Source organism: Phormidium sp. FACHB-1136, assembly GCF_014697375.1.
Lineage (GTDB): Bacteria > Cyanobacteriota > Cyanobacteriia > Phormidesmidales > Phormidesmidaceae > Nodosilinea.
Genome location: NZ_JACJRS010000044.1, coordinates 1 through 23,811 on the forward strand (window position 1 = coordinate 1; position 23,811 = coordinate 23,811).

Consider the following 23,811-nt stretch of genomic DNA (forward strand, 5'->3'; position numbering starts at 1 on the left):
ATGCTGTTGAGGCTATCCATCGGTGCACCGTGTTTTACTTGCACCTGCACTCTATGCGGTGGATAGCTTTTTTCCAACCCAACCCCAAAAAACTGTCCGGAGTGTTGCTCCAAGCCTCCATGTCATAGATATGCCAGGTGCCAACCAGAGATTTCGATTCCTTTTTCGCCATGGTTTATGCCTCTCATCGGTGATGGGTCGCCTTGAATGTTATAGCCCTAATAACAGCAGTAGCGGTGGCAGGGAAGATTGCAGCACCGTGGCTAGTTTGCTAACATCGGACACCGTGGCGGCCACGCCCTTTAAGGCATTCATAGCCATGGAGCAGAGCTTAGCCGTTCGCTGTTCCGGCGGTTTCTTGCCCTCCTCGGCGATAGTTTCCACCGCCTCTAGAGCTTCTTTTTTTTGAGATTCCGAAAGGGCGCTGTCTGCATCAATAGCCTGCTGAAGGGTAGACAGAATATCCGCCAACTCATCTGAACCAGAGACCTCAACCCCCCGCAGTTGTTGAATACTAGTGGTCACCTGGCCGCTAAGGGTGCTGAGAATGCTAGAACCAACGACATCGCCGCCGATACTAACTCGGCCCCCGGTAGACATATCCACCGTGCCACTGAGGTCGCCCCCGACACTAATCCGAGTGCCGCTCGACATATCCACATTGCCCCCGGCATTGATGTTGGTTTCTTGGTTAGTCACGGTCATACCTCCTGCATTTTGAATCATGTAAATTTGGTTGCCTTCGCCCTGGATCATCACTGGGCTACTGCGTTCGGCTAGTTGGCCCGTCAGCCGTTCAATCATCGTCTGCTGCTGGGAAAACAGTTGTCGTACATGCTGAATTTCCGAATCCTTCGCTTGTAACGTCAGTTCGTACCCCGCCTCTAGGCGCTGCACCGCCGATTGGTATTGGGTATTGAGCGCCTGTTGGACTTCGTCTTTGTCGAGTTGGAGAAAATTTTCGCTGGCGATGTCGATTTGTGCCGTGGCTCCCTGGCCCTGGGGATCAATTTTTTGCACAGAAAACAGGTCAGGAGAATGATAATTAATAGCCGTTTGGGTGAGGGCAAAGGCGAGGGCTTGGGGATTTACGGCTTCCTGAAAACTGAGGCTAACGCTGCGCTGAATGGCGGCCACCCAAGCTTCAAATTCTCCTGGCTGAAACTCGCCTCTCTCTGGCTGAGGATCGAGAAAATGCCCCTTGGCACTGCGGCGGAGAAACACCCGCTGGCAGGTCACGCCCTGGAAACGAGTACTGGGGTTAATATGCCAATCTTCAATACAGACATCGGTGAGGGTGGCCTCGGAGAGATCCGCATTGACCAGGTTGGCCTGGGCCAAATTGCTGCCCGTCAGGTTGGCCCCGCGCAGGTCGGCCCCCATCAGGTTGGCCCCGGCAAAGTCCATCTCTTGCAGGTCGGCGGGGGGGCAGTTCTCGGCGGCGCGTAGGTTAATGCCCTGCAAGTTTAGCCCCCGAAAATCCTTATCCGGGCTGGTGCCCTGGGTGAGTAGATGCTGCACCTTGGGGTTATCGAGGTCGAGGTAGCGGCTATCGGTGCGGGCACGTTCTAGACGCTGGGCCTGACGAAAACAGGTGCGGTAGAGCGATTTACCTCGTAAATCTGTATTTGCCAAGCTGGCCCCGGCAAAGTTCACCTGGTTCAAATCCAGGTTGTGAAAGGAGGTGCCCCCCACCGCACCCCAGGCCAATGCCCAATCGCGGATTCCATCTGGATAGTGCCAGGGGCTATGGCGACGGCGGTTGGCGACCCAGGCCAGCAGGACAACAGCCAGGGTAAAGGTAATGCCAAAGAGTCGGGCTATGACCGTTTCGGCAGCGGTGGCGACCGGAATATTGCCCTCCCGGTAAGGGTTGGGGCTACTACCGATGGCCGAGCCAACAATGGCCCCCAGCGCCACTAGCACCAACCCCAGCCATTTTACCCGTGCCGCCTGGAGACAGAGGATATCCACTGCTGCCAAGGCCCAACGTACCAGGCCAAAGGTGAGAGCGAAGATCGTCCAACAGGTGAAGACGGTAATAGCTGTTGCGATAAAAAAATAGCCGTCCACCAGAGGAATTGTCCCTAGCTGCCCCAACAGTCCTTGCAGCGCAATACCGCCGCCCAGAGCAACCAAGCCTACCCACAGTGCCCGATCCCAGCGGTTGTAAGTGGCTATCGTCAGCCACAGAAGTAACACCACGGTGTTGAGGAAGGATTCATAGAACGTGCCAGCAAATCGTCCTAGGCCGAACAGTTCTAGCCCTAGGGTAGTGCTTAACACCGCTGTCAACTCACTGGCTAGACCACACCCCAACCCCAACGCGGCCACCAATAGCCCTTTGTGTAAGGTTTTCTGACCCGCGATCGCCCCCTGCAAATTGGCGGGCAGGGAGTTCTGGTCAAATCGCTGCCCGCGAATATCTTGGGTTGGCTTGGGCTGTGGCAGACTAGTCACGCAATGTACCTTACAAAATGCACCCTTAAAGATTCTGGCCAAGAGTCTAGACAGGCAGAACCTTAACCCCTTAATGAATCACAAAATGCTTAGATTTCACCTACAGACAACCTTAAGAATTATTTATTTTTCAAGACTGACCGAAAAAGAATTGATATTGATAGTAGTTGATTCTCCCCTCTAGGGGTATATCAATCAGCCTTGGTTGCCCTGGTGTTATCGCCAATACAATTTCTTACTATGGGTGTCTCTATGCGACATTTTTCCTCCAATGATCAGACCAGGGGTTCTAATTCTGGGCAGATTCAAGAACAGTGGTGGTTGCAGGGTAATCTGGGCAGAAGCCGTTGGAGACGTTGGTTTCGGGTAGCTGGTACGGGCACCCCTGGAGAAGAAGGGATAGAGACAGCCGAAGTAAAAAAGGAAGATCTGCAACGGGTTCTAGAGGTTGTCCGGGAAAGACAATACGGCAAACAAACCAAGCAATTTACCATTGCGCAGGATCAAACCACCTTTCTGCCCCTGGCTTCTTTAGAGATAGGGTCTGAGCGGAGTCGGGCCATTTGTCGTATCGCTCGCTACTTTTCCCTCAAAACCTGGACAGACCTAATTCGGAACATCGAAGCCTCCGAGAATGCAGCGGACTACGCCAATGAGGCAACCCTCAAGGAGATTTTTGCCATTCCTGACCAAGTCGCTGAGGATATTTTTAAGCCCACAGAGACCTATCGACCTGGCGAAGATTCTCCCCTTCAGGCCCTCAAAAACTTGGATGAATCTCAACTCACTAAGATGAATCCTATCCCCATCGGCACGGGCTTTTTGGTAGGTGGTACCCACCTGATGACCAATAATCACGTCATTGCCGATCCCGCAGAAGCTTTGGAATGTGTGGCCCAGTTTAATTATGTTCGTGATAGTGCAGGGCTGCTTCAGCAGTCCGTTGACTATAGCTTTGCCCCAAATATTCTCTTTGTCACCAATCCCGCCTTGGACTATACCTTAGTGCAGCTAGATGCGGGCCAATTTACGCGCCAAGCGGGCTATGTCTTTGGTTGGTTGCAATTAGTAGGGGATGAGTTCAACATTGCCCCTGGGCTTTCTGTGGATCAGGTCAAGGCCGTCAAAAATCTGGTCAGCAACACCAATTCATTAACGAGTCAGACCCATAATTCCACTAAAAAAGCAAAAGATATCAAAGCAATTCCGGGGGATCGGGTTCTGTTGGTGCAGCATCCCAAGGGCCAAGAAAAACAGCTTGTACAAAACGATAATCGAGTGCTAGATTATGACAAAAATGGTTTATTAGATAACTTTGTTAGATACACAACAGACTCAGATTATGGATCGTCCGGTAGCCCAGTCTTCAATACTAATTGGGACTTAGTCGCGCTTCATCATGCCGCGATCGCCAAGGAAGATATTTCTTCTACTAAGGAGGACACGACGGCAGAACTAGGCACAGCCACGTCGACCGAGGAACCCTCAACCAATGTTCCTCCAGCTTCAGCTTCACGAGACAATTCCACCACATCTGAGTCTGAATCTAAGTCCAAACAACCGAATATTGAGGCATCCCAAGGAATACGAATTTGCCGAATTGTGGCAGATCTACAAGCAAAAAGCTGGGAAAATCCTAAGCTCAAAAGTTTCCTAGAAGACTTTGTGGTTACGCCAGAGTACCTTGACTATCCCTCTTTACCCTCGGCCTTAAACTTTCTAGGCGGTGGCAACCGCTATATCAGCATCAATAACTCTGTTGGCTTATTAACTGGAAGTGCCAATGGTATCCTTAAAATTTGGAGCCAGACTGGTGTGGAGTTGATGACCCTAAAATTATCAGGGTTAACAGCCAAAATCGAGAAACTATGCTTTAGTGCTGATGGTACTTTTATCGCTCTAGTACAGTCCCATACAGATAACCAGCGTAGCCCCATTGAAATCTGGGCTATTCAGGGAGATAGCCTGAACAGCTTAAAGGTTGGCTGGCAGCGTGATTTGATAAGTTCACATCTGATTAAATCTGCTCCAGCTAAAACCGTTGTTCTAGAGTTTTATGATGACGCTAAAAACAACCAAAAATTAGTTATATCATTGAGTGCTGATGGTTATCTCGATATTTGGAACATAGAGGGAACGTTAGTCAAAACTATAGATATTATTCAAAATCAAAAAGATTTTCTGGCGAACGAGATTCAAAAAATTGAAGAAGAATACGCTAAAAAAATTAATGAACTTGGCCCTATTTCCGAAACGGAAGATGGCTCTACTTCAAGCCTGAGAAACTCTGTTATCAACGAGAAACAGAGAACACTTAAACCATTTCTCGATATTACAGATGCTGCCAATCGTTATGCGCTATCTAATCCTTCAGTTAAGTGCTATCCGCAGCATTCTAGATTGGTTTGCAACAGTGGAAAGATTGTTTCTATTCTCGATTTAAGCCAAATAAACGATTCGGCTAAAGCTATTCCAGTCACTTCTATTCAAGTCAAAGATTTTCGGAATTCACCCTTGAGTGACATACAAAATTTTGCCTTAAGCCCTGACGGAAAAGAATTAGCTATTCTTAAGTTTTCGTGGGAAAACCCTGAAGGAGAGAAACTTTATGAGGCCACATTTTATGCTGTTAACGGAGTAGCTATAAAAAGCAGTTCAGGTGAACAAAAACGTTTTTCTAGCGCCATTAACTTTGGTAGAGAAATAGTTTATTCGGTAGATGGCTCCTATGCTTGGGTGATAGGCAATGCTGACATCTTAGGTCAATCCTTTGAAGTTCATTTCCTTCCCTTAGCTATAAACCATGGATTTCCTGATCCTGGTAATGCAAAAAAAAATAACGTTCAAGATTGGAAATGGAAAATAAGTTCCGATGGCTGCCTAGCATATGCGCTCTCTACAGAGGGAAAGGCTTATCTTTATGCCTTTAAGCCACGACGTAATATTGATTTTCTAAAGACGCTATCCCACGAAAATGCCATAGCGATGTTGCCTATTCATGAGGCATTTGGAACGTCATCTCAGGACAGACTTTTCTCGTTCCGCACCCATGATGTCTACACTATTGAAATTCAGCTTAAACCTTACTTTAATGCATCTGGCTCAATTTTGGCTAAGGGTTCTCGCATAGGTAGAGAGTATGAGATTGGCATTTTTGAGGGGAAGTTTTTTGTCAATGTTGGGCAGTATAGTTTTAATGCAGGCCCTTCTCCTAGAAACAAAATTACTCATCTAGAGGTTGTTTTATTTGGCAAAAACATCAATCAGAATGATTATCGAACAATGGGATTCAATGATGTCATAACACCCAAAGTTTACGTAGATGGGCAAGAGGTGAGCGTAATACCTAACGTTCAGTTTAGCAGAGATAATACACCTGAGGGCATCGAAAATACTCCGCTTATTATTGGTGGTCATCCGTTTGCTAGCTCAAATGTTTTTGAATCTGATTGGACGAGTGATCAGGCTATTCTTCCTGAAATATCGAGCTTTCCAGGAGTTATTCTAGAAGTACGCATCTGGAATAAAGAATTGCCAAGGGAAAATGGCACACTGATAAATAGGAATCCAACGATTTCTAAGGCTTCTAAGGAACAAGGATTGATTGGTTATTGGAATTTCCAAGAGATCTATGGCAATCGGGTTAGAAACTTGGCTGACCAGGGTGCCGATGGATTTGTAACTGGGGCTGAAGCTGTCTCTCAAGCCGACATTCCATCTCGGTTTACCTCTAGCTTGGTGTTTAACAGCCCTAATCATTGGGTCAATTGTGGTGCGGAGGAAGGTTTATCTACTCCCACCGCAATTACTGTAGAAGCATGGGAGAAACATCGCTTTGGCAGCGGCGTTTTAGTTCGGCGCATGGCCACTAATGCGGAGGGTAATGCTCTGGCTGTGGGTTATGAGCTAAGTTTAAAGCGCGACAAGATTTGTGTCGTTCTTCAAAATGGAGCGACTAAGGCCATCGTGGAAACGCGGCACCGCGTTCCCAAGGATCGGGCGTTTCACCATATTGCGTTTACGTGGGATCAGTCTTCCCAGGAAGTTCAGATTTACCTGGATGGTCGCCGTCAGGATACGGTAGCGGTCGTAGGGCCTTACAAAACGATTCTGATTGATGGCCAATATCGCAGCACCAGCCTATTTGATGCCTCCCTAGAAGGAATTACCGCGCCGCTTTATCTGGGTTCGGCCCCTGGAGACAGCAATGATCGTCGCTGGAACATGGCTGAGGTACGGCTGTGGAATGTGGCTCGCACTCAAAATCAAATTCTCAACAACATGACCCAACGCCTTGCGGAACCACAGCCCGGATTGGTGGGCTACTGGCGCTTGGATGATGGCGATGCTACGGCCCGCAACCGAGTGGCTCTCTGGCAAGGGCACAGTGGCCCAGAACACCACGGCAGCATTCAGAGAGCAACTTGGTTCCCGACTGCGTTACCCTCACCCACCATTGCTCCTGTCCTTGCCGACGATCTCGATTTTGGGCGCTACAGCGGTGTCAACCCTCCAGTGGTAGGCCCGGAAGGTGGTTCTGAGTGTCCTAATCCCCCGACCGATAAAACCACCGGAGGCGGCGATCCGGATGCCCTGCCGTCGGATATCCAAAATCACTGGGCGAAGGATCGAATTAGGGCGGTGATGGCTAAGCAGGTGATGCTTCCTGCTGCCCAGGGGCAGTTTTGGCCCAATGCATTCGCTACCGTAGGTGACTATGTCACCGCCGTTGCTGCCGCCTTCGACCAACCGCTCCAGTTTGAGTCAATTAGCTCTGCGGATTTGCCCGCCACGGATTCCCACTATCTAGCCGCCCAGAAAGCCTACCAGATGGGCTTTCTGCGTCCCAATGCAGACAATACTTTCAATGTGACTCGGCTAATCCCTGAAGTGGAGGTTTTGGAGGGCTTAGTACGGGGTTTGCATTTCAAGGGTGGTACTCTGAATCTAATCAGCGCCTATCCCAGGGCAGCGACGCTATCCCTTGCTCGACGGTTGGCCCTGGCCACAGCTTTGCGCTACGACCTCGTGTTCAAGGATAATATTGAGAGCCGCCTAGATGAACACCACTTAATCAACCGTGCCCAGCTAGCGGCCCTGATTTACCAAGCTTGGGCAAAGCTAGGCCAAGCCGAGGCCATTCCCTCCGACCATTTTGTGCAGCTTCAAGAACCCCCAGCCTTGTTTGTGGATGTACCCGCCGACCACTGGGCCAGACCCTACATTCAAGGACTTGTGGAGCAAGGCATCACCCACGGCTATAACGATGGCACCTTTCGCCCCGATCTGCGCCTCAGTCGGGGAGACTTTGCTGTGCTGCTAGTACGCGCCTTTGATCCGCAACCGCGCCCTGATCGTCGGCAGGCCAACGTGTCCCAATTGTTTGTCGATGTGGCGGACAACGATCCCCAAACCAAATTTATTCAACAAATCTACCGAAGCGGGATTATGTCTGGCTTACCCGACCGCCAGTTTGGGGTCAAGGCCGTCATTTCTAGGGCAGAGGCCATCACCGCTGTCAAAAAAGTTCTTGAGCTACCGCCCGACCATGGGGCCACCCACCGCCGCTACACCGACCACCGAGATATTCCCGCCTGGGCCGAAGGCCCTATCGCCGCTGCCACCACCGCTGGCTTAATTGTGGGGCCTAACTCCGACCGCATTCGGGCAACGGTGCCGATTACCCGCGCCGAGGTCGCCTCCCTCATTTACCAGGGCTGGAACTATCAAACTCAAAAGGCCTAGGGCTTCGATATCCAGATTTCAGGTTTGTGGGGCGCGACTATTGTGCTCCCTAATCTGCAAGGGGCAAAGTCGTTTGGGGTTGTGCCCGTTAGCTAGATTTAGGCGATAAAACCTGTGCCACCGACAACGAAAGCCCTGAAAATTGAGGCGACTGCAAAAGGCTATCCACCCCCAATTCCTCCGCTTCGTACCAGCCATCTACCAAGGTCAATACCGTTATCTTTGCCTGGGCTGGGTCTACAATCCAGTATTCGGGAATGCCTCGCGCCGCGTATTCAGAACGCTTGTAGCGATAGTCTCGATCTTCGTTAATTTTTCCGGGCGAAACGACTTCCACTACTAGCAACGGCGGTGGCATTTCCTCGGTAATCGTGCTTCGACATTGCCCTGAAAGAGCAGCGACCAAGTCTTTCCCCAGCACCATTACATCAGGAATTCTGACCCGTCCAGAAATAACTAATTCTGTTTTGCCCTGGCGAATTTGGTCAAAGCGGATCACGTTCAAAAACTGCGCGGCCAAGTAACTGCCAACGATCACGTTGTCTTCATTTTCTGGTGACATTTCAATAATGTCTCCATCCACAAATTCGCAGCGACTCTCTGGGCCATCTTCCAGGCTTAAATAATCTGCCAAAGAGAGTTTTGTGGTAACCATGACCAAAAAAGTTCCTGTGCCTTTGTGATTTCTATGGTAACGATCTAAGTCAACCCCAGCCTTGCACCGATGGTGGCCACAACAGACTGGCTGAGGGCCTTGTAGTCGTAGCCACCCTCTAGGCCAAAGAGAATTTTGTCGGTGACGCGCAGGGCGAATTGGGTGAAGGTTGCGTAGTCCTGGGGGTTCAGGTTGATGCTGGCCAAGGGGTCGGCGGCGGTGGCATCGTATCCGGCGCTGATTAGCAATAAATCCGGGTTGAAGGCCCGCAGAAAGGGAATCGCCTGCTGGTCAAATTTCTTGTAGTAGTCGGCGCTGGTGCTTCCTGGTGGCATGGGCAAATTGAGGACGTTGTGGTGCAGTCCGGTTTCGGTGCTGCGCCCGGTGCCGGGATAGGCGGGAAATTGGTGCAGCGAACAGTAGGCTATGGCGGCGTTGGCCTCCACGAGGGACTGGGTGCCGTTACCGTGGTGAACATCCCAGTCTAAAAGGGCGACCCGCTGAATGCCGGGTTGCTGGAGGGCATAGTGGGCGGCAATGGCGGCGTTGGAAAAGAGACAAAAGCCCATGCCGCTATTGCGAATGGCGTGGTGTCCGGGGGGGCGCACTAGGGCAAAGGCGGAATGCCCCGTCTGTAGCACGTAATCTACCCCATCCAACCACGCACTCACCGCCAGTCGTGCCGCTTCGTAACTTTGACGAGACACAGCCGTATCGCCATCCCAATAACCGCCGCCATCCGCCGCAAACTGCCGAATTTTCTCGATATAGCCAGGATCGTGGACAGCAACAATTTCCCGATCCACTGGGCGCTGATCGGCTGGGGTGGGTTCTCGCCAGTCTAAATGCTCGGCCCAGGGCGCGGCCTTCAGGGCGCTGACGATGGCCGTCAGTCGTCCGGCATTTTCCGGGTGAATTTGCCCTGTGTCGTGGTTGAGGAAGACTGGGGAATAGAAAATGGCAAAGTCGGCCAGGGAGAAGTCGTGGTGCACGGCGGATCAATCCAGGATCTATTCCTAGGGTAGCTCTAAGGGGTGAAGATACGCCCACCTCAGGGATCGGGGTTTAGGCTTACCAGGGAAGTGCTCTAGTCATCCTCCAACGGCAGACCAAACTGCACTTTGCCCTTGCCAAAGTAGCGGCCAAATTGAAGCTCGTAGACCTCGTCTTCGTCCTGGGTTTCCACGCGCAGATCGCTACGGGCATAGCTCACACAGAGCAGCGCATAGCCCTGTTGCCGCAGGTCGGGGGAGAGCCCCATGGCCTCTGGCTGCACCAGGTCGCCCTCTAGCACCCGCACGGCGCAGGTGGTACAGGCTCCATTGCGGCAGGAGAAGGGCAGGTCTACCCCCTGACTTTCGGCGGTGTGGAGAATGTAGCGATCTTCGGGCACCTGAAACTGGTAGGTTTGGTCGGTGTCGCGGTGATGAACGATGACAGTGTGGGTAGGAGCCATAGCGCCAATGGAAGCCAGAATAACGGGTGATCTATGCCCCATGCTCTCATGAAAAATTCCTTATGGGATCACCGATGGCATTTTGGGGCGTTTTTTTGATACCATAACAACTCGGTGGCAAAATGCTACCCCACACCCTGGAGAGATGGCCGAGCGGTTGAAGGCGCAGCACTGGAAATGCTGTTTAGGGGTGACTCTAACGAGGGTTCGAATCCCTCTCTCTCCGTCCCCAAGTTTTCGTACCCAACCCAGCCCTCGTCAGGCATGGGGCTGTCGTTTCGCGATTTGATCTGAGTTGAGGGTTTAGGCCCTTCATTCAGGGGATAGTCCCACGGCAGGGCTTCAGCGGCCTATGCATCATTGTCAGTCAAAGGTACTGTTCTGTGCTTCAGTTTCAGCCACCGGGCTTTGTTCAGCGGGTTTTAACGACGCCCCTCGGTGTCATGGCCTACTACACCCGTCCACCAGCGTCTCCCCTGCTGGAGACCGAGGATACCCGTCCGCCCTTGGTCTTTCTCCACAGTCTGGGGGGAGGGTCTTCGGCTTTCGAGTGGTCGAAGGTCTATCCCGCTTTTGGGCATCACTATCGGGTCATTGCCCCTGACCTCATTGGCTGGGGGCAGTCGGCCCATCCGGTACGCAACTACCAGGTGCAGGATTATTTTCAGGTCATCACTCATCTGCTAGAAGCCCTGGCAGAACCGCCCGCCCTGGTGGTAGCGACCTCCCTCACGGCGGGGGTGGTCATTCGGCTAGCCACCCAGCGGCCCCATCTATTTCAGAGATTATTGCTCGTGTCTCCCTCTGGCAATGGCGACTTTGGCCGAGACTACCGCACCAGTCTCCCCGCCCTCCTGGCTGGAACCCCAGGCATCGATACCCTGCTTTACCAACTGGGAGCCGCCAACGAACTGGCAGTACGCGGTTTCCTGTCCACCTTCCTGTTTGCTAACCCCAGTCGTATCACCGAAGATATGGTGCAAGCCTACCTCACCTGCACCCAGCAGCCCAACGCCCAGTATTCGGCCCTAGCCTCCCTCAACGGCACCATTAGTTTTGACCTAGCCCGCTACATCGGTCAACTGAAAACGCCCACAACCATTCTCCTGGGTGAGCAATCCCGCTTTACCCCAACCGCCGTCACTCGTCGCCTCGCCAGTCTCAATCCCCAGGCTATCCAGGCCGTAGCAGAAATCCCCGATGCCGGGGTGCTGCCCCACCTGGAGCGCCCTGACTGGGTGATAGCTCACCTCAAGACCTTCGTGAATACTGAGGGCTAGGACATCCCCTACGGTTGCAAGACACCTCATTTCCCAACCCAGTCCAGCCTCTATGCAACGAAATATTAAACGGGCGAATCCCTTGTCTAACGGCGACTTGGTGGCTATGGAAGATTTCTCTCTGAGTCAAGAAAAATGCTTATATGAACTATCTTTTCATTCCCTAGGATTTCCAGACATTAGCGGTATATTGAAGATGGAACTGATGAGGTTCCCCTGGCAGATTCAACAGCCAAATGTCCACACACAAGAAGGAGTGAAAGCGCTGTTAACGTTACATCTGTCTCGCTTAACCAACGACACCCAATCCCATATTCAATACTTCCTAAAGTAGCAAGCGGGGAGCTTTGAGAAACACGAGCTTCAGGATCTTTTAGATCAGCACGTTGTTTCCCTCCATGAAGGCTAGAACAAAGCTAGGAAGTTCCTTGGAACAGGGGATGGGTGTTGTTTTGTGTGGATGTTATGGAACTTTCTGTACAGCCCTTCACCGTGCATAAGCGGGTGCCCCTAACGATTAGTCGTGGCACCACGGCTACCTCTACAAATCTTTGGCTAAAAATTCGGGCTGATGGCCTAGAAGGCTGGGGCGAAGCGTCCCCATTTTCCATTGGCACCCACCACCAACCCCTAGACATGCTCCAGCGGGATATGGTGCAGTTACGAGGGATTTTATCGGCCTATCATCCTTGGAATCGCCAAGCCATTGAGGCCGCGATTCAGCCCCTAGGGCTCCAGTCCGCTAGTCGGGCGGCGTTGGATGTGGCTCTATGGGATTGGTGCGGCAAAGCTACTGGACAACCCATCTGGAAACTGCTTGGCCTAGATCCGAGCCGGATCGTGCCCACATCGGTCACGGTGGGTATCATGGCCCCCGAAGCCGCCTGCCAACGGGCTCAAGATTGGATGCATCAAACCCAGGCCCGTACCCTCAAAATTAAATTGGGCCATCCCTCTGGGATCGCCGCCGATCAGGCCATGTTCCAGGCCATTTATGATCAGGTACCTGCCGATGTGTCGATCAGCGTTGATGCCAACGGAGGCTGGAACGTTGAGCAAGCCATCCAGATGGCCCAGTGGCTGGGAGAACGCGGTGTTACTTACCTTGAGCAGCCTCTCCCGGTTCATCTCGATGACCAGATTCCTACCCTACGGAAACAATCTCCGCTGCCAATTTTCGTCGATGAGAGCTGCTTCCATGCCCAGGATATTTTGCGGTTGATGCCCCTCACCGATGGCATTAATATTAAGCTGATGAAGGCGGGTGGGCTAACCGCCGCTCTGCGGATGGTTCACATGGCCCAAGCCTGCGGCCTTCAGGTTATGTTTGGCTGCTACTCAGACAGTAGCCTCGCCAATAGTGCCATGGCCCAACTTGCTCCCTTGGCCCAGCACCTCGATCTCGACAGCCATCTCAACCTTTGCGACGATCCCTTCACAGGACTTATCCTCCGCCAAGGGTGCGTCTACCCCTCTGCCCACGCCGGACTCGGACTGACCTATGTATCTCCAGCCCCATAGCCGCATTGCCCTGCTCATGCACGAAGGCTTGCAACGTGGAACGGGCAAAACCGGACTTGCCATGGTGCGCTACGGTCGATCCCCCGTCGTCGTCATCATTGACCATCAGTCGGCGGGGCGATCCTTGGCAGACCTCACGGGCATCCACCAGACCATTCCGATTGTGGATTCGGTCGCTGCGGCCTTCGCCTACCAACCCGATGTTCTCGTCCTGGGCATTGCTCCTTCCGGAGGGACATTACCGGAACCCTGGTTTCAGGAATTAGAGCAGGCCGTCACCGCTGGTCTCAGCCTCGTGAACCCCCTCCACACTCCCCTGGCTCAGCATCCCGACCTCATCCCCCACCTGCGATCCGATCAATGGATTTGGGACGTGCGCCAAGAACCCCCAGGACTTACCGTGGGTAGCGGTAAGGCAAGCCACCTGCCCTGCAAGCGCATCTTGGCCGTCGGCACCGATATGGCCGTCGGCAAGATGTCCACTAACCTAGAGCTTCACCGAGCCTGTCGGGATCGGGGGCTTAAATCCAAGGTCATCGCCACAGGCCAAACCAACCTCATGCTAGGGGACGACGGTATTCCCCTGGATGCCATTCGGGTTGATTATGCCTCTGGAGCCATTGAACAGGCCGTCATGGCCTACGGTTATGACTACGATCTCCTCTTCATTGAGGGACAGGGTTCCCTCCTCAACCCAGCCTCCACCGCTACTCTCCCACTTCTGCGGGGAAGTCAGCCCACCCACCTGATCCTCGTCCATCGGCCAGGACAAACCCATATCAGCAATTGTCCCGACATCAAAATCCCTCCCCTTCCCCAAGTGATAACGCTTTACGAGCAAGTGGCCGCTGCGGGGGGAGCCTTTGCGGGAGCTAAGGTCGTAGGCATCGCTCTTAATACTGGGCATCTATCTCCAACGGCGGCGGCAGAAGTCATGAATGCCACCGAGCAAGACACGGGACTCCCCTGTGCCGACCTATTTCGAAATGGGGCAGACAAGCTACTAGCCGCTATCCTTTAAGCCCAGAAGTTGAATAACAAACCGCCCGATACAAGTAATAAAACCCTATGTGAGACTGTCCCGTTCGTTAGGAAGGTTCTCGCCTTGTCTCGGTGCTGATTGTAAAGCAATGAACGCAGAGGTAAAGACGTCAGCAATGCGCAACTATTTTTTCCGGAGGCGATAGGTGATGCGGCCCTTCGTCAAGTCATAGGGCGTGAGCTCAACCTTGACGCGGTCCCCAGGCAGGATTTTGATATAGTTGCGGCGAATCTTGCCAGAAATATGGGCCAAGACATTAAACCCATTATCGAGATCCACCCGAAACATGGCGTTAGGCAAGGACTCCGTCACGGTGCCCTCCATTTCAATGAGATCCTGCTTAGACAAGTTGAACTCTCCTCTACGTGGTAACTAAACAATAGGCCCAAAACCCATCTTGAACGACAGTTCAACCTGCAATCACCTGCTGAAGAGCAGTATAAACCGCCTCCATAGGTTGATTACCGTCCACCGAAACAAGCTGTTGACGGCTGCGATAGAAGTCAATCAGAGGCTCAGTTTGTTGACGGTATACCTCTAGACGATGGCGAATCACCAATTCCTCATCATCGGCACGGCCACGTTTGAGCAAACGAGCCACAATGACTTCATCATTTACATCTAAGTTAACGACAAAATCAGCGGGCTGCTGAATTTGATCCAGAAGCTGACCCAAAAACTCAGCTTGGGGAACATTGCGAGGAAAGCCGTCCAAAACCCAGCCCCCCTGGGCGTCCTCTTGACCTAGGCGTTCCTTGATCAAGTCCAGAATCAGGTTGTCGGGAACCAACTCTCCGGCGCTCATGTACTGCTCAGCTTTTTTGCCTAAATCAGTCCCTTCCGCCACCGCAGCACGGAGGATATCGCCCGTAGAGATGTGGGGAACGCCGCCTTCCGCCGCAATTTTTTGCGCTTGGGTTCCTTTCCCGGCTCCCGGTGGCCCTAGAAAAATGAGTCGAGTCACTATTGTTTCACCATTCCTTCGTAGCGTTGGGAAATGACATAGGTCTGAATTTGCTTGGCCGTGTCAATGGCAACGCCCACCAGAATGAGCAGGGAAGTTGCGCCGAAACCACGGAAGGTGGGAATACGGGTCAGGCTTTCAACCGCACTAGGTACCACCGCGACGAGACCGAGGAAAATAGCCCCCAAGAAGGTCAGACGATTCAAAATACGGCTGATGTAATCCGTCGTAGCCTTGCCGGGACGAATCCCGGGAATGCTGGCTCCCATTTTCTTTAGGTTGCGGGACAAGTCTTCGGGGTTGATCACCAGGGAAGAATAGAAGTAGCTGAAGAAGAGAATCAGCAGCAAATAAACCGCCACATAGAGCAACGAAGTTGGGTTGAAATAGTTACTCACAAAGCGGTTGAAGGCCGGATTGGTAACGTATTGAGTCACCGAAATCGGCAGTACCAAAACCGCCGAGGCAAAAATGATCGGCATCACCCCGCCCTGGTTCAGTCGCAGGGGAAGATAATTGCTCTGCTCCAGGTACATCTTGCGCCCCACCTGGCGCTTGGCAGAAATGATGGGAATTCGGCGAGTGCCTTCCTGGACAAACACAATGCCCACGATCATCGCCAGGAAGGTGATCATCAGGATGATGATGCCCCCGACAATGTTGCGATCCCCGCTTTGGGCGAGTTCAACGGTTTGCCCTAGGGAACGGGGCAGGGTAGACACAATGTTGAGGAAAATCAGCAGCGACGCACCGTTGCCAATGCCTCGCTCGGTGATCAATTCCCCAGCCCACATGACAAACATAGAGCCAGCGGTGAGGGCCACCACGGTCTCGAAAACAAAGGGAATGCCGGGTTCCTTCGCGAATTGGTACAGCAGGAAGGAGGACAGCAGGGTACTTTGCAGCACTGCCCACCCCAGGGCCACGTAACGGGTAATTTGGGAGATTTTCCGGCGTCCTGCTTCCCCTTCATTCTTTTGTAGGTCTTCCAACGCTGGAAGCGCTGCCGTCAAAAGTTGGATGATGATAGAGGCGTTAATAAACGGCAAAATGCCCAGTGCAAAAATGCCCAGAGCCGATAGGCCACCGCCCACAAAGATATCGAGGAAGCCGACAACTCCGCCCAGACTCCCTGATTGAATCGAAGCCGCGAAGGCTTGTCGATCAATGCCGGGAACCGGGATAAAAATCCCCAACCGAACTAATAGCAAAAGCCCAAGAGTAACCAATAGACGGCTACGCAAGCCAGCGGCTTGGGCCATCTGCATAAAGGTTTCCTGAGCGCTTGGAGTTTTACCCCGATTAACAACCATGCAATAGCTCCTCGAACCTTAGCGCCTTCGTTCAACAAGTAGAGTGAAACAAACAGGTGTTGTTACCCTAACCTTAGTCTAAGGGATGGAAGCCCAACCGGGCTAACCAACCACTTCGCAGGTGCCGCCTGCTGCTTCAATTTTGGTCTTGGCAGACTGGGTGAAGGCCGCCGCTTTCACGTTGAGCGCTACGGACACATCGCCATCGCCCAGGATTTTCAGAGGCCCGTCGTTGGCGGTGAGAATGCCCGCATCGAGCAGGGACTCCAGGGAAACTTCCGTACCCGCCGCCAGATCGGTTAGGGACTTCAGGTTGATGATGGTGTACTGCTTTTGGTTCACCAAGGGGAAATGCTTCAGCTTGGGAATCCGGCGATAGAGGGGCATCTGGCCACCCTCAAACCCAGGGCGAGTACCGCTACCGGAACGGGATTTTTGACCCCGCATCCCAAACCCACAGCTTGCCCCTTGGCCCGCCGAGATACCCCGGCCTACCCGGCGACGGCGGCGCTTAGAGCCAGGTTGGGGTTGTGCGTCGTTAATTCTCATGGCCTAGTCAAGGTAAAGGGTCTAAACGTACAGGTTTTCAACGGGAATATCGCGTTCCTCGGCCACCTCGGAGAAGGTGCGGAGGGAGGCCAGGGCGTTGGCGGCGGCACGAGCATTGTTGAGGGGGTTGTTAGAACCGAGCTGTTTAGCCAGCACGTTCTTTACGCCCGCCATCTCAAGCACGGTGCGAACGGCACCCCCGGCAATTACCCCGGTACCGGGAGCAGCGGGCCGCATGAAGACCTTGGCACCACCGCCCACACCGCTGGAGGGATGGGGAATGGAGTTGGAGCGGGTGAGGGGCACATCCACGAGGTGCTTTTTGCCATCGGCGACGCCTTTTTTCACGGCCCCGATCACGTCGCTGGCCTTACCTACGCCAACGCCGACCTGGCCCTTCTCATTGCCGATCACCACGATGGCGCGGAAGCTCAGTTTTTTGCCCCCTTTCACCACCTTCGTCACCCGGCGGATCTGGACGACCCGCTCCTGCCATTCGGTTTTCTTTTCTTTGGTACGTGCTTCTTTACGACGGTTTGCCATGCTTTTCCCCAGCCTTGTTGTGTTCCGCGAAATTCGATGGGTATCTATGGGTATCTAACGAACGGTGCTCGTCGGAGCTTACAGGCTTAGCCCTGCTTCCCGAGCCGCCTCTGCCAGAGCCGCCACGCGACCGTGGTAGAGCTTACCGCCCCGGTCAAAGACCACCTGGGTGATCCCAGCCTTCAGAGCCCGTTCGGCCACGGCTTTACCCACCGCTGCGGCAGCTTCCTGGGTAGCCCCGGAGGCATCTTTTTCGAGAACGTCAGACTCCAGGGTAGACGCCGCCGCTAGGGTATGGTGAGCGGTATCGTCAATAATCTGAGCGTAGATGTGCTGGTTAGACCGAAATACCGCCAGACGAGGCCGCTCAGGGGTGCCAAACACGCGCCGACGGATGCGGGCGTGGCGACGACGGGTTAATTCTTTACGACTTGCTTTCATGGCTTACTTCTTACCTGACTTCCCAGCCTTACGTCGAACCTGTTCCCCGGCATAGCGAACGCCCTTGCCCTTGTAGGGTTCGGGGGGACGGCTAGCCCGGATACTGGCAGCGATGTTCCCCACCAGTTCTTTATCAATGCCGCTGATGATCACGTTCGTGTTGTTTTCAACGGCGAACTCAATGCCAGCGGGAGGCTCAAACACCACCGGGTGGCTGTAGCCCAAGCTCAAATTCAGGTTGCGACCTTGTACCTGAGCCCGGTACCCAATCCCCTGGATTTCCAGACGCTTCTGGTAGCCGTTGGACACCCCTTCAACCATATTGGCCACCAAGGTGCGGCAGAGACCATGACGCTCCCGAGCCAGCCGAGACTCATCAACGCGGTTCACCAAAACCGTGTCGCCCTCTTGAACCACCGTAACTCCAGTGGGCAGGGTGCGAGACAGTTCGCCCTTCGGCCCTTTGACCTGAACATCCCGACCGTCAATCGTAATTGACACCTTAGCCGGAATAGGAATTGGCCGTTTGCCAATACGTGACATGATGCAATACTCCTAAATCCTTAGCACTCAATAACAGTGGGCCTTTGGCAAACGCCTATGACCCGAACCCAAAACCGCCGCTGGTTTACCAGACGTAGCAGAGTACTTCACCGCCAATCCCTTGGCGACGGGCATCGCGGTCGGTCATGATGCCGCTGGAGGTAGAAATGATTGCAATCCCGATGCCCCCCAGCACCCGAGGCAGTTCTTTCCGGTTGGAATACACCCGCAGACCAGGCTTACTAACACGCGTTAGGTTGCGAATAATGGGCTGACGAGTTTTACCTTTGTACTTCAGGGCAATCACCAACTGAGGCCGATCATCCTCAGTTGCCTCAGAATAATCGGTGATAAACCCTTCTTCCTTGAGTACCTTGGCAATACTCCGAGTCATCCGGGTCGAGGGAATATTCACGGTTTGGTGCCGCGCCAAGTTCGCATTCCGAATGCGAGTCAGCATATCCGCAATTGTGTCGTTAGCAGCCATAGTCCTAATTTCGCGTATAAACCTGTGTTAGTTGTCCCGGAATGGCATACCCAATGCCTTGAGTAGCGCTCGCCCTTCTTCGTCGGTATTGGCCGTGGTCACAATCGTGATGTCCATGCCGCGAATTTGATCGATACCGTCGTAGTCAATTTCGGGGAAAATGAGCTGTTCCCGCAGACCTAGGGTGTAGTTCCCACGACCATCAAAACTTTTGGGGCTAATCCCACGGAAGTCACGAATCCGGGGTAGGGCCAGGTTGATCAGACGATTCAAAAAGGAATACATCCGATCCGAACGGAGGGTAACGGCCACCCCCACAGGCATTCCCTGACGAATTTTGAACCCGGCGATGGCTTTCTTAGCGCGAGTCACCACGGGGCGTTGACCCGTAATCAGGGAGATTTCGTTGAGGGAAGATTCCAACGCCTTAGCATTCTGGGAGGCTTCCCCAAGACCTCGGTTTACAGTGACTTTGACAACCTTAGGCACCTGGTGGATGTTCTCGTACTTAAACTGATCGATCAGTTTCGGTACGACGGTGTCTTTGTAGAACGTTTTGAGCTGGTCTGTCATGGATGGTATCTACTTCTTTCCTGGGCTGGGTCAGGAATACAACTAAAGGATCGAGAGCAACAAGGGGTTATCGCCTAGTCGATGATTTCGCCCGTTTTCTTTAGCATTCTCACCTTACGACCGTCTTTATCGAAGGTGTAGGCAATGCGGCTGGCGACCTTTTCCTTTTCGGAATACAGCATCACGTTGGAGCTGTGAATCGGCGCTTCTTGGGTCACAATCTGACCAGACTCGCCCTCTTGTTGGGGCTTGACGTGCTTGGTGCGAATGTTGACGCCCTGCACAATCACCTGGCTTTTCTTGGGGTTCACGGACAGGATTTCACCCACCTTGCCCCGGTCGCGTCCGGCAATCACCTGGACAGTGTCGCCCTTGCGGACATGCATTTTGTACCGAACTGGTTTCTTCGTCGCTGTGGCCATTACAGTACCTCTGGTGCCAGGGAAACGATCTTAGTGAAGTTCTTATCCCGCAGTTCCCGCGCCACGGGGCCAAACACCCGCGTTCCTTTGGGGTTGCCGTCTTGGTTGATGATCACCGCTGCGTTGTCATCGAAGCGAATGCTCATGCCGCTGGTGCGACGCAGACCCTTCTTGGTGCGTACCACCACGGCCCGAACCACGTCCGACTTTTTCACGGCCATGTTGGGGATGGCGTCTTTGACCACAGCGATAATCACATCGCCCACTCCGGCGTAGCGACGGTTGCCGCCCAGAACCCGGATACACATCAATTTGCGAGCGCCGCTGTTGTCGGCCACATTGAGATAGGTTTCTTGCTGAATCATGAGTTCCCCCGCTAGGCGTCTGCCGCTCTGTTAACAATGTCAGCCACGACCCAGCGCTTCGTCCGACTCAGGGGACGGGTTTCAAGAATGCGAACGCGGTCGCCCTCTTGGCAGGTATTCTCTTCGTCGTGGGCTTTGTAGCGCTTGGTGCTAACCACAATTTTCCCGTACTTGGGATGGGCGGATCGACTTTCCACCGCAACAACGACGGTTTTATCCATCTTGTTGCTCACCACCGTTCCTACTCGTTCTTTAACCGCCATCTGGATTCCCTATCTCCCCTATGCTGATACCGATTCTGCTGTCGCCGCAGTCGCATCGTCCGTTTGAGCGGCGGCGAGTTCCCGTTCCCGGAGCACCGTCATCAACTGAGCGAGACGATGGCGAGCGTGCTTAAACTGATGGACTTCCTTCGTAAGCTGGCGAGTCGCCTTTTTAAACCGAAGCTGGAACAGGTCGCGCTTGGTTTCAACGATGGCCTCTAGCAGCTCAGCATCACTCAGGCTCCGCGCCTCTTTAATCTTGGGCAATGCCATAACCTAGGCCTCCTTGCTGTCTCGAACAATAAACTTGGTCTTGAAGGGAAGCTTGAAGGCCGCCAGTCGCATGGCTTCACGGGCCGTTGCCTCGGGCACCCCAGCAATTTCAAAGACAATTCGACCGGGCTTCACCACGGCCACCCAGTATTCGGGGTTCCCTTTACCGGAACCCATCCGGGTTTCAGCGGGGCGCATGGTGACGGGCTTATCGGGGAACACTCGGATCCAGATTTTCCCACCCCGGCGAACATAGCGGGTCATGGCACGACGGGCGGCCTCAATTTGGCGGGAGGTCAACCAGCAGGGCTCGGTGGCCTGAAGGGCAAAATCCCCAAAGCTGATGTCGCTGCCCCGCTGGGCCATTCCGCGCATACGACCACGGTGCTGCTTGCGAAATTTTGTTCGTTTTGGACTAAGCATGGCTCGGCACTCGTCAATTCACAGGTCAAAAGTTAGTTCGAGAAAACGTCGGGTCAGCCGTTATTCTTCGTTGGAGCGATCTTCAAATTGCTGGCGACGGCGAGGCTGACGGCGACGAGGCTGGGCATTGCTAGGAGCCGGAGCCTGCTCTTCTTGGCCGGGGATGATCTCACCCTTGAAGATCCACACCTTGACGCCCAGGATGCCGTAGGTGGTTTGGGCGGTGGTGTAGGCGTAGTCCACATCGGCCCGCAGGGTGTGTAGGGGCACTCGGCCTTCGCGAGTCCACTCCGTCCGGGCGATTTCCGCGCCGTTCAGACGACCGCTCACCTGAATTTTGATGCCTTCCACCCCAGCTCGCTGAGCCCGCTGAATGGCCTGACGCACCACCCGACGGAAGGACACCCGACGCTCCAGTTGTTGGATGATGTATTCTGCCACCAGGGCCGCATCGGCGTCCACCCGGCTAACTTCCACCACGTTGACCCGAATTTGACGGCTGGAGTCCTTCAGCAGCTTTTGCAGGCCCACCCGCAGGGATTCAATCCCGGCACCGCCTCGGCCCACCACTACCCCAGGACGGGCGGTGCGAACTTCGAGATCAATCTGATCGGCCTTGCGCTCGATCCGAATGTCGGCGATACCCGCATTGTTCAGGGTCTTCTGAACGTACTCGCGAATACGATGATCCTCTTGGAGCAGTTCAGGGTAGCGCATCCCCTCCGCAAACCAGCGGGAGCGGTGCTCCTGAACCACGCCTAGGCGAAACCCGGTTGGATGAATCTTGTGTCCCACGAACTAACCCTCTTCAAAGTGCTGCTGAACGACTGCTGCTGAATGCTTGCTGCGAAGCAAGGACGGTGCTGAATACTCAACGGGGCTCAATCAAGCCTTGGCCCGGTGCCCTAATCGACCGTTGGAGCAACGGCGATGGTGATGTGGCAGGTGGGTTTACGGATTTGGTAAGCCCGACCTTGGGCACGGGGGCGGAAGCGGCGCAGGGTCGGGCCAGCATCGGCGAAGGCCTCGCTGATCACCAGATTCGCCGGATCAAGGCCATTGTTGTGCTCAGCGTTGGCCACCGCCGACCGCAGCACCTTGATGATGGGTTCACAGGCCTTGTAGGGCATGAACTCCAGGATAATCAGCGCTTCGCGGTAGCTTTTGCCCCGGATTTGATCGAGCACCCGACGAACCTTGCGGGGCGACATCCGGACATATTTGGCTACTGCCTTAACCTGCTCAGAGGTATCTACAGCCATGTCTCTAACTTCCTCTACCTAACGACGCGCTTTTTTATCACTTTTGGCATGGCCTCGGAAGGTTCGCGTGGGGGCGAACTCACCCAGTTTGTGCCCCACCATTTGCTCCGTCACGTAGACGGGAACATGCTGACGACCGTTGTGGACGGCGATGGTGTGCCCAATCATTTGGGGCAGAATTGTCGAAGCCCGCGACCAGGTCTTAATCACCTGCTTGTCGCCCTTCGCATTGAGGGCTTCAACTTTTGAGAGTAAGTGGTCAGCCACAAAAGGCCCTTTTTTCAACGAGCGCGACATGATTCAGTCCCTACACAACAATCTGATACCGTCCAATTACGTCCATTGCCCAGCCTAGGCATTCCGTCCACCGCGTCCCCGCTTGGACACCCGACGGCGCTTCCGCACCACATACTTGTCGCTGTCCTTCTTCTTCTTGCGGGTCTTGAAGCCCAGAGCAGGCTTACCCCAAGGGGTAACAGGCCCAGAGCGGCCAATGGGAGCCCGACCTTCACCACCACCGTGGGGGTGATCCACCGGGTTCATCACGCTACCGCGCACTTCGGGACGACGGCCCAACCAGCGCTTACGCCCCGCTTTACCCAGGCTGACGTTCCGCACATCGGCGTTGCCCACTTGGCCAATGGTGGCGTAGCACTCGCGCCGCACCATCCGCACTTCCGTAGACGGCAGCTTCAGGGTGACATAGTCCCCTTCCTTGGCTACTACCTGGGCACCTGCCCCAGCGGAACGCACCATCTGACCGCCTTTTCCAGGCTGCATCTCGATGTTGTGAACCGTGGTACCGAGGGGAATTTTGTACAGAGGCAGCGCGTTTCCGACTTCCAAAGGCGAATCCGGGCCAGAGATCACGGTGCTGCCCACGGCCAAGCCAGCGGGAGCCAGGATGTAACGCTTTTCCCCATCTTCGTAGTGGAGTAGGGAAATGCGGGCGTTGCGGTTGGGGTCGTACTCGATGGAGGCGACCTTGGCGGGAACGCCGACTTTATCCCGGCGAAAATCGATCACCCGGTAGAGGCGCTTGTGGCCACCGCCGCGATGGCGGCAGGTGATCACACCCCGGTTGTTGCGCCCCTTGGGACGATGCTTGGAGCGAGTCAGCGACTTTTCGGGTTCACTGCGGGTGATTTCGGCAAACTCGGATACAGTTCGCTCACGCGTGCCCGGGGTATAAGGTCGGTAAGAACGGATGCCCATGGAAATACTTGCTGGC

The 23,811-nt window shown here is 53.9% G+C and carries 26 protein-coding genes and 1 tRNA gene; 5 read left to right on the plus strand and 22 right to left on the minus strand.

Features of this window, described 5'->3' with window-relative positions; genetic code table 11:
• Nucleotides 1-210: 210 nt before the first annotated feature.
• Nucleotides 211-2,460, minus strand: a complete 2,250-nt coding sequence (locus tag H6G62_RS14205) for a pentapeptide repeat-containing protein (RefSeq protein WP_190496238.1) — start codon at nt 2,458-2,460, stop codon at nt 211-213.
• Between the two features lie 252 nt (nt 2,461-2,712).
• Between H6G62_RS14205 and H6G62_RS14210 the strand changes: the two genes are divergently transcribed.
• Nucleotides 2,713-8,205, plus strand: a complete 5,493-nt coding sequence (locus tag H6G62_RS14210) for an S-layer homology domain-containing protein (RefSeq protein WP_190496240.1) — start codon at nt 2,713-2,715, stop codon at nt 8,203-8,205.
• An 88-nt stretch (nt 8,206-8,293) separates the two neighbouring features.
• Here the strand turns inward: H6G62_RS14210 and H6G62_RS14215 are convergent, their stop codons facing one another.
• From H6G62_RS14215 to H6G62_RS14225, 3 genes are all read right to left on the minus strand, one after another.
• The gene (locus H6G62_RS14215; RefSeq protein ID WP_190496243.1) at nt 8,294-8,860 is read right to left on the minus strand and encodes a Uma2 family endonuclease; all 567 of its coding nucleotides are present in this window, start codon (nt 8,858-8,860) and stop codon (nt 8,294-8,296) included.
• A 44-nt stretch (nt 8,861-8,904) separates the two neighbouring features.
• Nucleotides 8,905-9,852 carry a histone deacetylase gene (locus H6G62_RS14220; protein ID WP_190496245.1) on the minus strand — a complete coding sequence of 316 codons (948 nt, stop codon included), beginning with the start codon at nt 9,850-9,852 and terminating at the stop codon, nt 8,905-8,907.
• A gap of 95 nt (nt 9,853-9,947) precedes the next feature.
• Complete coding sequence (locus H6G62_RS14225) at nt 9,948-10,316, minus strand: 2Fe-2S iron-sulfur cluster-binding protein (RefSeq protein ID WP_190496247.1); 369 nt, start codon at nt 10,314-10,316, stop codon at nt 9,948-9,950.
• Nucleotides 10,317-10,455: 139 nt separating this feature from the next.
• Between H6G62_RS14225 and H6G62_RS14230 the strand changes: the two genes are divergently transcribed.
• The 4 genes from H6G62_RS14230 to H6G62_RS14245 all read left to right on the plus strand — a co-directional run bounded on the left by H6G62_RS14230 (nt 10,456) and on the right by H6G62_RS14245 (nt 14,138).
• Nucleotides 10,456-10,542: transfer RNA gene (locus H6G62_RS14230), tRNA-Ser, on the plus strand.
• 157 nt (nt 10,543-10,699) lie between these two features.
• Entirely contained in the window at nt 10,700-11,596 is an 897-nt protein-coding gene (locus tag H6G62_RS14235; RefSeq protein WP_190496249.1) for an alpha/beta fold hydrolase, read from the plus strand.
• Nucleotides 11,597-12,061: 465 nt separating this feature from the next.
• On the plus strand, nt 12,062-13,117 hold the full coding sequence (locus H6G62_RS14240) for a dipeptide epimerase (RefSeq protein WP_190496251.1): 1,056 nt from the start codon (nt 12,062-12,064) through the stop codon (nt 13,115-13,117).
• Nucleotides 13,098-14,138 (plus strand): DUF1611 domain-containing protein, encoded by a 1,041-nt coding sequence (locus H6G62_RS14245; RefSeq protein WP_190496253.1) that lies wholly within the window; start codon nt 13,098-13,100, stop codon nt 14,136-14,138. Before H6G62_RS14240 ends, H6G62_RS14245 begins: the two co-directional genes overlap by 20 nt.
• Before the next feature lie 144 nt (nt 14,139-14,282).
• Here H6G62_RS14245 and infA read toward each other — a convergent pair whose 3' ends face one another.
• The 18 genes from infA to rplB all read right to left on the minus strand — a co-directional run bounded on the left by infA (nt 14,283) and on the right by rplB (nt 23,795).
• The gene (gene infA / locus H6G62_RS14250; protein WP_006276978.1) at nt 14,283-14,507 is read right to left on the minus strand and encodes a translation initiation factor IF-1; all 225 of its coding nucleotides are present in this window, start codon (nt 14,505-14,507) and stop codon (nt 14,283-14,285) included.
• A 61-nt stretch (nt 14,508-14,568) separates the two neighbouring features.
• Entirely contained in the window at nt 14,569-15,123 is a 555-nt protein-coding gene (locus H6G62_RS14255) for an adenylate kinase (RefSeq protein ID WP_190496254.1), read from the minus strand.
• Complete coding sequence (secY, locus tag H6G62_RS14260; RefSeq protein WP_190496256.1) at nt 15,123-16,436, minus strand: preprotein translocase subunit SecY; 1,314 nt, start codon at nt 16,434-16,436, stop codon at nt 15,123-15,125. Before secY ends, H6G62_RS14255 begins: the two co-directional genes overlap by 1 nt.
• Before the next feature lie 102 nt (nt 16,437-16,538).
• Nucleotides 16,539-16,985 carry a 50S ribosomal protein L15 gene (rplO, locus tag H6G62_RS14265; protein WP_190496258.1) on the minus strand — a complete coding sequence of 149 codons (447 nt, stop codon included), beginning with the start codon at nt 16,983-16,985 and terminating at the stop codon, nt 16,539-16,541.
• Nucleotides 16,986-17,006: 21 nt separating this feature from the next.
• Complete coding sequence (gene rpsE / locus H6G62_RS14270; protein WP_190496259.1) at nt 17,007-17,528, minus strand: 30S ribosomal protein S5; 522 nt, start codon at nt 17,526-17,528, stop codon at nt 17,007-17,009.
• Nucleotides 17,529-17,606: 78 nt separating this feature from the next.
• The gene (rplR, locus tag H6G62_RS14275; RefSeq protein WP_190496262.1) at nt 17,607-17,969 is read right to left on the minus strand and encodes a 50S ribosomal protein L18; all 363 of its coding nucleotides are present in this window, start codon (nt 17,967-17,969) and stop codon (nt 17,607-17,609) included.
• A 3-nt stretch (nt 17,970-17,972) separates the two neighbouring features.
• Nucleotides 17,973-18,512 carry a 50S ribosomal protein L6 gene (gene rplF, locus H6G62_RS14280; protein WP_190496264.1) on the minus strand — a complete coding sequence of 180 codons (540 nt, stop codon included), beginning with the start codon at nt 18,510-18,512 and terminating at the stop codon, nt 17,973-17,975.
• 85 nt (nt 18,513-18,597) lie between these two features.
• A complete protein-coding gene (rpsH, locus tag H6G62_RS14285; protein ID WP_190496265.1) occupies nt 18,598-18,999 on the minus strand; it encodes a 30S ribosomal protein S8 in 402 nt (133 codons plus the stop codon).
• 27 nt (nt 19,000-19,026) lie between these two features.
• Nucleotides 19,027-19,572 carry a 50S ribosomal protein L5 gene (gene rplE / locus H6G62_RS14290; RefSeq protein ID WP_190496267.1) on the minus strand — a complete coding sequence of 182 codons (546 nt, stop codon included), beginning with the start codon at nt 19,570-19,572 and terminating at the stop codon, nt 19,027-19,029.
• Between the two features lie 74 nt (nt 19,573-19,646).
• Nucleotides 19,647-19,994 (minus strand): 50S ribosomal protein L24, encoded by a 348-nt coding sequence (rplX, locus tag H6G62_RS14295; RefSeq protein WP_242052020.1) that lies wholly within the window; start codon nt 19,992-19,994, stop codon nt 19,647-19,649.
• Nucleotides 19,994-20,359, minus strand: a complete 366-nt coding sequence (gene rplN / locus H6G62_RS14300) for a 50S ribosomal protein L14 (protein WP_190496271.1) — start codon at nt 20,357-20,359, stop codon at nt 19,994-19,996. The genes rplX and rplN overlap by 1 nt, the downstream gene beginning before the upstream one ends.
• 11 nt (nt 20,360-20,370) lie before the next feature.
• Nucleotides 20,371-20,622, minus strand: a complete 252-nt coding sequence (rpsQ, locus tag H6G62_RS14305; protein WP_190496273.1) for a 30S ribosomal protein S17 — start codon at nt 20,620-20,622, stop codon at nt 20,371-20,373.
• Nucleotides 20,623-20,640: 18 nt separating this feature from the next.
• The gene (gene rpmC / locus H6G62_RS14310) at nt 20,641-20,895 is read right to left on the minus strand and encodes a 50S ribosomal protein L29 (protein ID WP_190496275.1); all 255 of its coding nucleotides are present in this window, start codon (nt 20,893-20,895) and stop codon (nt 20,641-20,643) included.
• Nucleotides 20,896-20,898: 3 nt separating this feature from the next.
• Complete coding sequence (gene rplP / locus H6G62_RS14315; RefSeq protein ID WP_190496277.1) at nt 20,899-21,318, minus strand: 50S ribosomal protein L16; 420 nt, start codon at nt 21,316-21,318, stop codon at nt 20,899-20,901.
• A 60-nt stretch (nt 21,319-21,378) separates the two neighbouring features.
• Entirely contained in the window at nt 21,379-22,113 is a 735-nt protein-coding gene (gene rpsC / locus H6G62_RS14320; RefSeq protein ID WP_190496279.1) for a 30S ribosomal protein S3, read from the minus strand.
• Between the two features lie 110 nt (nt 22,114-22,223).
• Nucleotides 22,224-22,580, minus strand: a complete 357-nt coding sequence (gene rplV, locus H6G62_RS14325) for a 50S ribosomal protein L22 (RefSeq protein ID WP_190496281.1) — start codon at nt 22,578-22,580, stop codon at nt 22,224-22,226.
• A gap of 18 nt (nt 22,581-22,598) precedes the next feature.
• The gene (gene rpsS / locus H6G62_RS14330) at nt 22,599-22,877 is read right to left on the minus strand and encodes a 30S ribosomal protein S19 (RefSeq protein WP_190496283.1); all 279 of its coding nucleotides are present in this window, start codon (nt 22,875-22,877) and stop codon (nt 22,599-22,601) included.
• Between the two features lie 54 nt (nt 22,878-22,931).
• A complete protein-coding gene (gene rplB, locus H6G62_RS14335; protein WP_190496285.1) occupies nt 22,932-23,795 on the minus strand; it encodes a 50S ribosomal protein L2 in 864 nt (287 codons plus the stop codon).
• Between the last annotated feature and the right edge of the window lie 16 nt (nt 23,796-23,811).

Excerpts from the sequence above, each read along its gene's own strand:
- H6G62_RS14210 (WP_190496240.1), top strand. The coding sequence starts at position 2,713 with ATGCGACATTTTTCCTCCAATGATCAGACCAGGGGTTCTAATTCTGGG.
- H6G62_RS14215 (WP_190496243.1), bottom strand. The coding sequence starts at position 8,860 with ATGGTTACCACAAAACTCTCTTTGGCAGATTATTTAAGCCTGGAAGAT.
- H6G62_RS14225 (WP_190496247.1), bottom strand. The coding sequence starts at position 10,316 with ATGGCTCCTACCCACACTGTCATCGTTCATCACCGCGACACCGACCAA.
- H6G62_RS14240 (WP_190496251.1), top strand. The coding sequence starts at position 12,062 with ATGGAACTTTCTGTACAGCCCTTCACCGTGCATAAGCGGGTGCCCCTA.
- H6G62_RS14245 (WP_190496253.1), top strand. The coding sequence starts at position 13,098 with ATGTATCTCCAGCCCCATAGCCGCATTGCCCTGCTCATGCACGAAGGC.
- secY (WP_190496256.1), bottom strand. The coding sequence starts at position 16,436 with ATGGTTGTTAATCGGGGTAAAACTCCAAGCGCTCAGGAAACCTTTATG.
- rplO (WP_190496258.1), bottom strand. The coding sequence starts at position 16,985 with ATGAGAATTAACGACGCACAACCCCAACCTGGCTCTAAGCGCCGCCGT.
- rpsE (WP_190496259.1), bottom strand. The coding sequence starts at position 17,528 with ATGGCAAACCGTCGTAAAGAAGCACGTACCAAAGAAAAGAAAACCGAA.
- rplR (WP_190496262.1), bottom strand. The coding sequence starts at position 17,969 with ATGAAAGCAAGTCGTAAAGAATTAACCCGTCGTCGCCACGCCCGCATC.
- rplF (WP_190496264.1), bottom strand. The coding sequence starts at position 18,512 with ATGTCACGTATTGGCAAACGGCCAATTCCTATTCCGGCTAAGGTGTCA.
- rpsH (WP_190496265.1), bottom strand. The coding sequence starts at position 18,999 with ATGGCTGCTAACGACACAATTGCGGATATGCTGACTCGCATTCGGAAT.
- rplE (WP_190496267.1), bottom strand. The coding sequence starts at position 19,572 with ATGACAGACCAGCTCAAAACGTTCTACAAAGACACCGTCGTACCGAAA.
- rplX (WP_242052020.1), bottom strand. The coding sequence starts at position 19,994 with ATGGCCACAGCGACGAAGAAACCAGTTCGGTACAAAATGCATGTCCGC.
- rplN (WP_190496271.1), bottom strand. The coding sequence starts at position 20,359 with ATGATTCAGCAAGAAACCTATCTCAATGTGGCCGACAACAGCGGCGCT.
- rpsQ (WP_190496273.1), bottom strand. The coding sequence starts at position 20,622 with ATGGCGGTTAAAGAACGAGTAGGAACGGTGGTGAGCAACAAGATGGAT.
- rpmC (WP_190496275.1), bottom strand. The coding sequence starts at position 20,895 with ATGGCATTGCCCAAGATTAAAGAGGCGCGGAGCCTGAGTGATGCTGAG.
- rplP (WP_190496277.1), bottom strand. The coding sequence starts at position 21,318 with ATGCTTAGTCCAAAACGAACAAAATTTCGCAAGCAGCACCGTGGTCGT.
- rplV (WP_190496281.1), bottom strand. The coding sequence starts at position 22,580 with ATGGCTGTAGATACCTCTGAGCAGGTTAAGGCAGTAGCCAAATATGTC.
- rpsS (WP_190496283.1), bottom strand. The coding sequence starts at position 22,877 with ATGTCGCGCTCGTTGAAAAAAGGGCCTTTTGTGGCTGACCACTTACTC.
- rplB (WP_190496285.1), bottom strand. The coding sequence starts at position 23,795 with ATGGGCATCCGTTCTTACCGACCTTATACCCCGGGCACGCGTGAGCGA.